Below are 12517 nucleotides of genomic sequence, written 5' to 3' on the forward strand. Positions count from 1 at the left end.
GGAATACCCAAGTCCATGACTAGAGACCAGCGACCAGAGACTAGAGACTGATCTAAGAGGAATACCCAAAATTCACGTATCACGTGTCAGGACACTAAAGAAATACCCAAGGCAACGCAGCACGAGTCAAGACCCTAAAGAAATACCATAAAGTATATTTAAGGAGGAACACAAAAATGGCAGTTAATTTAAAAGGAAGAAGCTTTTTAACATTAATGGATTTTACTCCTTCAGAAATAAGGTACTTGTTGGATTTGGCTCATGATCTGAAGGCGAAAAAGAGAGCAGGGATATACAACTATCTTCTTAAGGGTAAGAACATAGTTCTCCTGTTTGAAAAAACATCAACAAGAACCAGATGTGCTTTTGAAGTAGCAGCATTAGAAGAAGGAGCCCATGTTACATATTTAGATCAGAACAGTTCACAGATGGGGAAAAAAGAATCTTTAGAAGATACAGCAAAGGTACTGGGTAGATTTTATGATGGTATAGAATACAGAGGATATGAACAGTCTGTGGTAGAAGACTTGGCAAAATATTCAGGAGTTCCTGTCTGGAATGGACTTACTGATATAGACCATCCAACTCAGATTCTTGCTGATATGCTGACCATAGAAGAACATGTGGCAAAACCACTGAACAAGGTGAAAGTTGTATTTGTTGGAGATACAAGAAACAATATGTCCTATGCATGGATGTATGGCTGCGCTAAGATGGGAATGCACTTTGTAGCCTTAGGACCAAAGGAACTATGGCCAGACGAAGGAATAATGCAGCAAGTTAGAACAGTTGCTCAAGAAACTGGAGCTGTAATTGAAGTATCTGATGATATTGATGTAGCAGTAAAGGATGCAGATGTAATATACACAGACGTATGGGCTTCCATGGGAGAAGAAGACAAAATACCTGAAAGAGTTAAACTCCTCTCATCATACCAGGTTACAATGGATATGCTGAACAGAACAAATAACCCTGATGTTATTTTCATGCATTGTTTGCCTGCTTTCCACGACTTTGAAACAAAGATGGCGAAAGAAATGAAAGATAAGGGCTACGACATAAGAGAAGTTACCGATGAAGTATTTCGCAGCAGACATTCTGTAGTTTTTGATGAAGCAGAAAACAGAATGCATACAATAAAAGCTGTAATTGTTGCCACATTATAAGCGAAAAACATTGGAAAAAAGTATTAATAAAATTGATTAATAACAAAATATAACTATATAATAAAAGGTTTTTTGTTAATATAATACAAAGGAAAAAAACCTCTTATATAGAATATGTTTTATGCATATTCTAAGGATAGAATTACTGATAAATTTGATGAGGAGAGAAAAAAATGAGCGCAACAAAAGTTGTAATAGCATTGGGAGGAAATGCCCTCCAGGAAGCTGGTACTCCTGCAACTGCCGAAGCTCAACTGGAAGTTGTAAAAAAGACTGCAGGATATATAGCTGAGATAAGTGAAAAAGGATATGAGATTGCAATTGCACACGGAAACGGACCTCAGGTAGGAAGAATACTGCTTGCTTCTGAGACCGCATCCTCTGTGACACCTGCAATGCCTTTCGATGTATGCGGAGCCATGAGCCAAGGCTATATAGGATATCATATACAGCAAGCATTGAAGCATGAGCTTGCAAAGAAAGGCAAAAATACTCCTGTAGTTACTTTGGTTACTCAGGTAGTTGTAGATAAAGATGATCCTGGTTTCAAGAATCCTACAAAACCCATTGGACCTTTCTACAGCGAAGAAGAAGCTAAAAAAATAGCTGCTGAAAAAGGCTATGTAATGAAAGAAGATGCAGGCAGAGGCTGGAGAAGAGTAGTTGCTTCACCTACTCCCGTAAAGATTGTGGAATTAGACTCTGTAAAGAGGCTTTGGGATTCAACTATAGTCATCACTGTAGGCGGCGGAGGAATACCTGTTATAGAAAAGGAAGACGGATCCTTGGAAGGAATCGCAGCCGTAATAGACAAGGACTTAGCAGCAGAGAGATTAGCTGAAGATGTGGATGCTGATGTATTGATGATTCTTACAGAAGTTGAAAAGGTATCAATAAACTTCAATAAACCAAATCAACAAAATTTATCATCAATGACGGTTGCAGAAGCTGAAAAGTATATCGAAGAAGGACACTTCGCGCCGGGCAGCATGCTTCCAAAGGTTAGAGCAGCGATTAACTTTGCAAAATCAAAACCGGGCAAGAAGGCTATAATTACTTCTCTTTACAAGGCTGTTGACGCCTTGGAAGGAAAAGCTGGTACAGTAGTAACTATGTAGTCTGCCACAAAACATATTGAATGAAATAGGCTGACCTTATAGCTCTGATTAATGAGCTGTAGGAAAGCCTATTTTTTTATTCTTAATATTTGCAAAAAGACATGTAACAAAATATGTTAGCATAGATTAATTATATATTATAGCTAATAAAAAAACTTAAAATCCGGCGGCTTTTTATATAGAGTACACAAAGGAAAAATTCTAATATTATAGAATTTTAATAATAATCTGACATATAAGTAATGATGACTATTGATATTATTCATTTATTTTGAATAATGGAGGTGGGTATTTTTGAAGAAGTTCCAATATGTTAAACCATCAACCTTAGATGAAGTAGCTGATATACTCCTTAAATATGGAGAGGAAGCCAGGATATTAAACGGAGGTACAGACCTTCTGGTCAGAATGAGAGACAAAATGATAACACCTGGTGTAGTAGTGGATATAAAAGCTATTCCAGAGCTCAAGGAGCTAAAATATACAAAAGAAGAAGGGCTGTATATAGGTGCTGCAGTTACTATGAATGAAGTTATCTGCAGCAAAATTGTCTTGGAAAGATATAGAATACTGGCAGAGGCAGCCCATGAGGTAGGTTCCTATCAATTGAGGAACAGGGCTACCTTGACTGGAAATGTCTGCAATGCTTCACCTTCAGGGGATACCATAGCACCGCTGTATGTCCTTTCCGCCAATGTAAAAATTTTCAGTAAGGACGGTATAAGGTTGGTTCCCATTGATGAATTTATACTAGGAGTAAGAAAAATAGCCTTAAATCCAGGGGAAATCGTCATGGGATTGCAGATTCCTGACATAAAAGGCAAAAATGGCGGAGCCTATTACAAACATGCCAGAAGAAAAGATGTGGACCTTGCAACAGTAGGAGTTGCTGCTTTTTGCAATGAAGGAAAATGGAAGATAGCATATGCCGCAGTGGCTCCAAAAATTTTGAGAGGATATAAGGCCGAAGAGCTGCTCAACAATATGGAAAAGATAGATGAAGAGGCCTTGATACCTGTTATGGATGCGGCAGTTTCAGAAATATCGCCAATAAGCGACGTGAGAGCCAGCAAGGAATACAGGGTTGACATGATAAAAATAAGCTTGAAAAGAGCTGTTTTGGCTGCCTTGGAACAATATGAACTGGGACAGGAGGGGATAATATGAAACACAATATATCCTTTACCGTAAATGGGGAAAAGGTTCATATGGAAGTAGAACCCAACAAGACGCTACTGAGAATGCTAAGAGAGGATTTGAACCTTACAGGAGCCAAGGAAGGCTGTGGCGCAGGTGAATGTGGCTCCTGCACTGTAATTGTTGACGGGAAAGCTGTGAACTCTTGCATGATGCTTGCTGTTGAAGCAGATGGAAAAGATATACTAACTGTGGAAGGATTGGCTAAGAATGGAATTCTGGATCCATTGCAGCAGAGCTTTATTGATAATGCAGCTCTCCAATGCGGATACTGTACGCCTGGAATGCTCATGTCCGCCAAGGCTCTATTAATGAGAAATCCTAACCCCAGCGAAGATGAAATAAAAGAAGCCATAGGAGGCAATCTTTGCCGATGCACCGGCTACAAGGTAATACTTGATGCAATCAAAGAAGCAGCAGGTCAAATTAATTGATGGGAGGGGAGAAGATGTATAAATATGTTGGTGAAAATATTAAAAGAGTAGATGGACTGGATAAAGTAACAGGCTATGCAAAATATGTTGATGATATAAAAATGCCTGGGATGTTATATGCCAAAATAAAGCAAAGCCCCTATGCCCATGCGAGAATTATAAAGGTTGATACATCCAAGGCAGAGGCACTGGAAGGTGTTAAGGCCGTTATTACAGGAGCCGATGTGCCCAACAGGGTGGGGCTCTATCTCGAAGATAAGACCTTCCTGGCTACAGATAAAGTCAGATTTATAGGGGAGGCAGTAGCAGCAGTGGCTGCCGTTACACCTGAAATTGCAGAAGAAGCGGTAGAACTTATAGAGGTGGAATACGAGGAGCTTCCAGGAGTATTCAGCGCCATGGATGCCATCAAGCATGATGCTCCCCTTATTCATGAGGATTTAGGCAATTATAAATATGGCCCCATATTCTTTCCAAAACCGGGCACCAACATCAGCAACCACTATAAGATAAGGAAAGGCGATATTGAAAAAGGCTTCGCTGAAGCCGACTATATAATGGAGAATGAATTCTATGTACCCCATATTCAACATGCACCTATCGAAAACCACTCTGTAATAGCTTTGACAGAACCTTCAGGTAAAGTCACCGTATGGTCTGCATGCCAATCACCCTATGCAGTGAGAAAAGCCTTGTCCGTTGCATTTAATCTTCCACTTCATAAAGTAAGGGTAATTTCACCGGCTGTGGGAGGAGGCTTCGGAGGAAAGGCAGGTACAACCCTTGAAGGCATCACCATACCTCTATCTCAAAAATGTATGGGCAGACCTGTTAAACTCACATATACAAGAGAAGAAGATATGATAGGCAGCTTCGTAAGACAAGGCTGTCTTGCCAAGATAAAAACAGGAGTTAAAAAGGATGGCCGCATAGTAGCAGAGGAAAATACATTCTATTGGGAAGGCGGCGCCTATACAGAATACGGCGTAAACATTGCCAGAGCAGGCGGATATGCTTCTACAGGACCCTATGACATACCCAATGTAAAAGCAGATTCTTACTGCTTATACACCAATCAGCCTGTGGGAGGCCCCTATAGAGGCTTCGGAATGTCGGAAATCCATTTTGCAATAGAACAGAACCTTGATATGGTTGCTGCACAAATGGGCATTGATCCTGTGGAATTCAGAAAGATAAATGCCATCAAAGAGGGAGGCCATACAGTTACTGGTCAGCAGCTTTATAATGTGGGAATAACTAAGTGTATTGAAGCCGTAGAAAAGGATATAGAATGGGGTAAGGAAGAAAAACCATCAGGACCTAATAAAGTCAGAGGCAAGGGCATAGCCTGCATGTACAAGGCTCCATCCCAGCCAAATAATGTTGCCTCATCAGCCGTTGTTAAGATAAATGAAGATGGTACTGCTAATCTGCTGGTTACAGCCATGGATATTGGTCAGGGCTCAAATACGGTATTAGCCCAGATAGCAGCAGAAGTCCTTACAATACCTGTAGAAAAAATAAGTGTAATAACAGGAGACACAGATGTGACACCCTATGAATGGCAGACTGTTGCCAGCCGTATAACCTATTGTGCCGGAAATGCAGTTAAAAAGGCTGCGGAAGATGCTAAGGAGCAAATGCTGAAGCTTGCATCCATAGGCCTGGGACTTCCGGCGGAATATCTGGAGCTTAAGGATGAACATGTGGTGTCTATAGTTTACCCTGACAGAAAGATTTCTATTGCCTCACTGGCCCTTGGCCTGGAAATGCCTGACGGCTCAGGAGTCCATGGACCTATAATTGGAAGAGGCTCCTTTATACCTCCTAATGTGAGAAATACGGACAAGGAGACAGGTCAAGGAGAAAAACCTGTGGCATTCTGGACCTTTGGAGCTCAGGCAGTAGACATCGAAATAGATTTGGAAACTGGACAGATAGAAGTTATAAAAGTAGCAGCTGCCTACGATGTAGGCAAGGCAATAAATCCTCAGCTTTGCAAAGCTCAGATAGAAGGAGGGATAGTGCAGGGAATAGGCTCAGCTCTGTTGGAACAGCAGATAATGGAAAAGGGCAAAGTTTTGAATCCCAATTTTGTAGATTATAAGATTCCTGCTGTTAGAGATGTGCCGGAAATGATAGTAAGAATCGTTGAAGTACCGGAAGTGACCGGACCTTACGGAGCACGAGGTGTCGGAGAGCCGGCTATGGTACCTACAGCACCAGCCATTGCAAATGCAATATACAACGCTCTGGGTATAAGGATTAACTCGCTGCCGTTGACTGCTGAGAAGGTGCTGTATGCAATCAAAAATAATAAAAGTGTAAGCTGCAAACTGATAAAGAACAACAAAGGTGAAGACGGAGAAGGACAAGTGAAATGTGGTGTTGATTAATAGGATAATGAAGTAGGATTATCGCAATACTATTAATCAAAATAATAATAAAAAGGGGGTAATTAAATGGCAACAAACCCAAACACCAAAAATGATACAGCAATAAGAAGCGGAGACTTACCTTTATATAAACTTATTATATTAGGTTTACAACATACTTTTACAATGTTTGGTGCTACAGTATTGGTGCCCATATTGACAGGTCTTAATATTTCTGTTGCTCTATTTACGGCGGGCATAGGAACCTGGTTTTTCCACCTTGTAACAAAGATGAAGATGCCTGTATTCTTAGGTTCTTCCTTTGCTTATATAGCTCCAATAATACTAGTAGCTCAAGAATATGGAGGCATAGCATATGCAACAGGTGGTTTGGTAGTAGCAGGCCTTATGTATTTGATAATGTCAGCAATAGTTTATTTTGTAGGACCTAAAGTTATATACAGCTTTTTCCCACCTATTGTTACTGGTCCCATAATAATGGTTATAGGGCTAAATCTTGCACCTACAGCAGTAGATATGGCAAAAGACAACTGGTTGTTGGCGGGTATATGCTTGGCTGCAGTAATTGCGGTAAGTATATTTGCCAAAGGATTCTTAAAAGTACTCCCCGTATTGAGTGGCTTAATAGTTGGATATATTGCAGCGATGGTAATGGGGTTGGTTGATTTCACGCCTGTAACTGAAGCTGCATGGTTTGGTTTCCCGGAATTCATATTCCCGAAATTCAGCGGAGCGGCAATATCTATAGTAGCCCCCGTTGCCATAGCCAGCATGGTTGAACACATAGGTGATGTACTGGCTGTTAGTGCTACTGTAGGCGATGATTTTGCTATTGATCCTGGACTCCATAGAACCCTTTTGGGAGACGGTGTTGCCACATCCTTGGCAGCTATGTTTGGTGGTCCTGCAAATACAACATATTCTGAAAACACAGGCGTACTGGCATTGACAAAAGTTTTCGATCCGTGGGTTATGAGAATAGCAGCTTGCTTTGCAATAGTATTATCAATGATACCCAAACTAGGTGCGATTATATCAACTATACCTGGCCCAGTTATCGGAGGTATATCCATAGTTCTATTTGGTATGATAGCCGCAATCGGTATAAGAACAGTTGTTGAAAACAAGGTTGACTTCTCACTTAACAGAAACCTAATAATCGGGGCAGTTATTCTGGTCCTCGGTATCGGCGGTGCTGTGTTTGATTTCAAAATATTCCAATTAGCTGGAATGGCTCTTGGAGCAATAATGGGAATAATACTAAACAAGATATTGCCCGAAGATCTTTAATACTTAAGATAAAGATCCTACTTCATTAAACATAAAATCAACAATGGGACGGTTTATGCCGTCCTCATTTATTTCTTCAGATTATTATCCAGGTTAAGAATTTTAGAATGGCTAAATTTTAAGCTTCACGACAGTTTTGCTGTTGCGAAGCTTTTTCTTTGAAGGAATTTTACTAATTATATAGAATATACATACTAATCAAAAGAATATACTGAATTTTTGTGGCATATTAACATACATACAATCTGCCAGAGCAAGCAAGGAGGAAAAATTTGAATATGTCTGATAGGAGGGCGAAACATTGATTAATGAAAGTGGAATAACCATAGAAGAACTGATGAAACATGACATAATGAAGGATGCAACCATAATTGGGGGAAAAAGGGGAATTTCCAGAATTGTAACTGGTGCCAACATAATGGAAGTGCCGGATATATTGGACTGGGTAAGAGCCGGAGAGATACTCATCACCACAGCCTATTCAATAAAAGATGACGAAAAAGCCCTCAAAAATCTGATTCCGCTATTAAACAGCAAAGGACTGTCAGGCTTGGCCATAAAAACTAAAAGATATTTGGAAAAGGTACCTCAAATCATGGTGGATGAAGCCAATAGACTTGACTTTCCAATTATTGAACTTCCCTATGATCTATCCTTCTCTGATGTTATGAATGATATACTCCTTCAGGTACACAACAAACAATCCGACTTATTGATGAGAATGGACGAGATACATCAGAGATTAACGGAAGTTGTATTGTCCGGCGGAGGGTTAAAAGAAATAGGCAGCACATTATATTGCATTATAAAAAACCCATTGGTTATAAAAGACAATATATTTTCAAAATCTGTTCCTGTAGCCTCTGAGGAAGAAAGAAAATTACTTGAAAAAAAGATGAAAAACGCAATAAAAGAACAAAATTTATACGAAGATTTATATCAAGATGTTTCAAAGGAAGAGCCCTATAAACTGAAAATGGATAAGATAGAGCAAAAAGAGATTAATAGATGTATTTTTCCCATAATAGCCGGAAAAAAGTTCTATGGAGAAATCCATATATGGGAAATGAATAAAAAAATCACTGCAGTGGATGTAAGGGCAATTCAATATGCTTGTACTGTAGTGGCTTTAGAGCTTATAAATGAGATAACCATATTTGAAATCGAAAATAGGCATAAAAATGAATTCCTGGATGGTCTCCTTTCTTCTGATGAAAAAATAAGATATTCATTTATAAAAAAAGCTGAAATATTCGGCCTGGAGTCAGATTACAAATATGGAGTGATTTTATTACACATAGACGATTTGGAAAAGCATTTCTATGACAGCCCAGAGGAAAACGGGGCAAAATCCAAAAACAGACTTATGAAAACCATTGAAGTTGCTGTAAAACCAAAGGGAGTCAAACTTATATCCGCATGTAAAGGAAGCACCATTATACTGGCATTAGCCTTTGAAAACAATGTTCAGGTTGACTATGAAAAGCAATTCTGCATGGACATTGTTAAGGATGTGATACAGGCAATAAAAGATAACTATAATGTAATAACCTTTTCAGGCATCGGTCGCTGTTATAAAAACATCGATAACCTGTGGAAAAGCATGGAGGAGTCAAAAAAAGCTTTATCCTTTGCCAGGATTTTTAACAATGATAATATAATGCACTACGACAATCTTGGTATATTCAGACTTCTCTGCATGGAACATCAAGAATCTGAAATACGAAAGTTTTATAAAGAAACCATTGAATCCTTATGCAAATATGATGAGCAAAAGGATGGAGAACTCATTGAGACTCTCAGGATGTATTTTGAATGTGGGGGTAATCTGAAGAAGGTATCGGAAAAGATGTATATACACTACAACACAATACTATATAGAATTCATAAAATACAACAGATTACAAATCTTGACCTGTCTAATCCTAATGATCGCTTGAATCTGGAGGTAAGCTTGAAGATAATGAGGATAATAAATGACCCGGCTTTTTCCTGCAGAGAAAACGATAGCAACTCTATACAAAATCTATGATATATAACCCATGAACTTCGTAAAAAATCAACAAAGGATTATGATGCAAAATCAAGAATTAAATATTCAAGAACAAAATATAATTGGAAAAGGTGATGGAAACGAATCCTTATAACAAAGTTGAGGCTCTCAAGATTGGGTATAAAGTAGAGGATATTCTGAATGATACTGATTCCAAGCTAAAGATCCATTCAATATTCGAACACGCCATAAATTTAAAAGACCATAGTGACTGGATAATAACCTTACTGCCTGAAAACTATTCTGCAGGTCCTCAGACAGTCATACTGACTCAAGAGGGCTTTGCAGAGTTTAAGTCCTTGGGTTTTAAAGTTATGGACATCTGTGACTTCAGAAACCTTATTAACACAGAAAACGCTATAACCTTTACTGGAAGAACCATAGATGAATCAACTCTTAAAGGCATAACAAGAATTCATAGAAATATAGGATATTTTGAAAGCATATTGTTCCAAAGGGGTAATAAGGGTGGGCTTCTAGGTGAAAGCAGCATTTATTCAAAGTATGCAGCACCCATAATAGCAGAAATAAAAGATTCTTTTGCTCAGGGAAAATATGAGCAAGCAGCAGATAACATATTGGAACTTATAGGTCTTGGCCCTGGTCTTACTCCATCAGGTGATGACTTTATACTCGGCATTCTGACAACTTTTAAGTTTTGCTTAGTAACTCAAGATATAGTTTGTGATTTGACAAAAAAAATAATCAATGAAGCAAGAACAAGGACAAACATAATAAGCTACAATATGCTTCGACAAGGAGCTATGGGCGGATTTCCGGAATGGGTTGAGGACATGGCTTTCTCCATCATATGTGGAAACTCTGAAGATATAGATATGGCTTTTTCTAAAATCCTGAGAATTGGCAGCAGCTCAGGATCAGATATATCAGCTGGAATGCTGTTCGGGTTGAAATTAATAGCAAGGAGGTTATGCGATGATTTCTAAGTGGCTTATAAAGGAAAATTCCTACTATGATTCTGTAACACTGATGATCATAACAAAAGAAATAGAAGCTAGAGACGATGTAGAAAATGCTGTGGTGGTTATGGGAACGGATCTAAATAAAGACCTTCTGAGAAATGTAGGACTTTTAAACGATGAGCTCAACAAAACCACGGCAAATGATCTCATCATAGCAGTGAAGATGAAAGATGAAAGCAAATTTGAAGAAATAGTGGCTAAGGTAGAGGAGCTGCTTAACAAGAAAAAATCAGACGGAGGGGAAGACTACAATCCCCCCACGCTGGACAGTGCCATAAAATATATGCCTGATTCAAATATGGTAGTTATATCTCTGCCGGGAGCTTATGCAGCTGCTGAAGCCAAGAAAGCTCTGGAGAATGACAAACATGTAATGTTATTTAGTGACAATGTCACCATTGAACAGGAAAGAGAACTAAAGGAATTAGCGGTATCAAAGGGATTATTGATGATGGGCCCTGACTGCGGCACCGCCATGATAAACCAAGTACCCCTCTGTTTCTGTAATAAAGTAGAAAAAGGCAACATAGGAATAGTAGGAGCATCTGGTACAGGTACTCAGGAAATAATGGTTCAGATTGATAGATTTGGAGGAGGCTGCTCACAAGTCATAGGTACTGGAGGAAGGGATCTGAAAAAGGAAATAGGAGGCCTGATGATGACCCTGGGGATACAGGCATTGGCAGAGGATGACAACACCGATGTGATAGTTCTTGTATCTAAACCTCCGGCACTGGAAATTGCAGAAAAGGTATTACAAACCCTGAAGAAATGTGGAAAAAAAGCCGTAGTGGATTTCATAGGCGGCGATGATGAGCTTGTGACCAAATATGGTTTCATACCCGCAAAAAGCCTGGAGGATGCAGCCTATAAAGCGGTAGCACTGGCGAAGGGGCAGAAGGCTGAAGAGGCACCCCTCTTCACCGAATCAGAAGAAGAAATTGACAAGATGGCAGAAGAGGAGAGAAAGAAATTTTCACCAGATCAAAAATACCTAAGGGGCTTGTTCTCAGGTGGAACCCTATGCGATGAAGCACTAAAACTATTCACCAAAGAATTTGGAGGCATTTATTCCAACATACCCTTAACACCTGAATACAGGCTTCAAGACAATAAAAAGAGTTACAAGCATACAGCATTGGATCTCGGCGATGATGAATTCACCGTAGGAAGGCCTCACCCAATGATAGACTCTTACATGAGACAGCAAATGATAATGAAAGAGGCTGAAGACAGGGAAGTGGCAGTACTGCTAATGGATGTGGTGCTTGGCTACGGTTCCAACGAAGATCCTGCAGGGAGCCTTGCAGATCATATAAAACTGGCTAAGAAGAATTTTGCAGACAGAGGACAACACCTTTGCGTTGTAGCCTATGTATGCGGTACAAAAAAAGACCCTCAAAATTATGAGCAGCAGATTAATAAGCTGAAAGATGCAGGAGCAATACTGATGCCTAGCAATGCTCAGGCTGTAAGATTTGCAATGAAGGTAGTAAGGGGGTTGTAATATGAAAGTCAATGAACTCTTTAAAGAAGAACTTAAAGTAATAAACATGGGACTTGGATCCTTTGCAAACGACTTGAAATCTCAAGATGTAGCAGTAATCCATGTAGATTGGAGACCTGTAGCCGGAGGTAACAAAAAGATGGCCTCCCTGCTATCTAAACTGAAAGGCAAATAGGCCAATGGGCAAATGGGCAAATAGGCCAATGGGCAAATAGGAAAATGGGTCAATGGCAAATAGGCCGATAGGTAGTATGTCATTCTGAGTACAAGTAAAGTAGGGAACGGTTCATAACCGTTCCGTTGACCCTACCCATATACTCATAACCTGACCCAAAAGGAATACCCCAAATACTCGCGTCACGCGTCAGGACCC

10 protein-coding genes are annotated in these 12517 nt (G+C 39.6%); all 10 read left to right on the top strand.

The window, feature by feature from the left end; genetic code table 11:
* Positions 1-176: 176 nt before the first annotated feature.
* The 10 genes from argF (at position 177) to ACESM9_RS09010 (ending at position 12319) form a co-directional block, all read left to right on the top strand.
* On the top strand, positions 177-1166 hold the full coding sequence (gene argF / locus ACESM9_RS08965) for an ornithine carbamoyltransferase (RefSeq protein WP_372997428.1): 990 nt from the start codon (positions 177-179) through the stop codon (positions 1164-1166).
* 173 nt (positions 1167-1339) lie between these two features.
* Complete coding sequence (arcC, locus tag ACESM9_RS08970) at positions 1340-2284, top strand: carbamate kinase (RefSeq protein ID WP_372997431.1); 945 nt, start codon at positions 1340-1342, stop codon at positions 2282-2284.
* A gap of 294 nt (positions 2285-2578) precedes the next feature.
* Positions 2579-3451, top strand: coding sequence for an FAD binding domain-containing protein (locus ACESM9_RS08975; RefSeq protein ID WP_372997433.1), 873 nt, complete (start codon positions 2579-2581; stop codon positions 3449-3451).
* Positions 3448-3915 (top strand): (2Fe-2S)-binding protein, encoded by a 468-nt coding sequence (locus tag ACESM9_RS08980; RefSeq protein ID WP_372997435.1) that lies wholly within the window; start codon positions 3448-3450, stop codon positions 3913-3915. Before ACESM9_RS08975 ends, ACESM9_RS08980 begins: the two co-directional genes overlap by 4 nt.
* Positions 3916-3929: 14 nt before the next feature.
* Positions 3930-6311 (top strand): xanthine dehydrogenase family protein molybdopterin-binding subunit, encoded by a 2382-nt coding sequence (locus tag ACESM9_RS08985; protein ID WP_372997437.1) that lies wholly within the window; start codon positions 3930-3932, stop codon positions 6309-6311.
* A gap of 66 nt (positions 6312-6377) precedes the next feature.
* Positions 6378-7601, top strand: a complete 1224-nt coding sequence (locus ACESM9_RS08990; RefSeq protein ID WP_372997439.1) for a uracil-xanthine permease family protein — start codon at positions 6378-6380, stop codon at positions 7599-7601.
* Between the two features lie 301 nt (positions 7602-7902).
* On the top strand, positions 7903-9633 hold the full coding sequence (locus ACESM9_RS08995) for a PucR family transcriptional regulator (RefSeq protein WP_372997441.1): 1731 nt from the start codon (positions 7903-7905) through the stop codon (positions 9631-9633).
* A 92-nt stretch (positions 9634-9725) separates the two neighbouring features.
* Positions 9726-10601, top strand: a complete 876-nt coding sequence (locus ACESM9_RS09000) for a DUF2877 domain-containing protein (RefSeq protein WP_372997455.1) — start codon at positions 9726-9728, stop codon at positions 10599-10601.
* A complete protein-coding gene (fdrA, locus tag ACESM9_RS09005) occupies positions 10591-12144 on the top strand; it encodes an acyl-CoA synthetase FdrA (protein WP_372997443.1) in 1554 nt (517 codons plus the stop codon). Before ACESM9_RS09000 ends, fdrA begins: the two co-directional genes overlap by 11 nt.
* Position 12145: 1 nt before the next feature.
* A complete protein-coding gene (locus ACESM9_RS09010; RefSeq protein WP_372997445.1) occupies positions 12146-12319 on the top strand; it encodes a fdrA domain protein in 174 nt (57 codons plus the stop codon).
* Positions 12320-12517: the final 198 nt, after the last annotated feature.

It is taken from the genome of Lutispora sp. (assembly GCF_041687175.1).
GTDB lineage: Bacteria > Bacillota > Clostridia > Lutisporales > Lutisporaceae > Lutispora.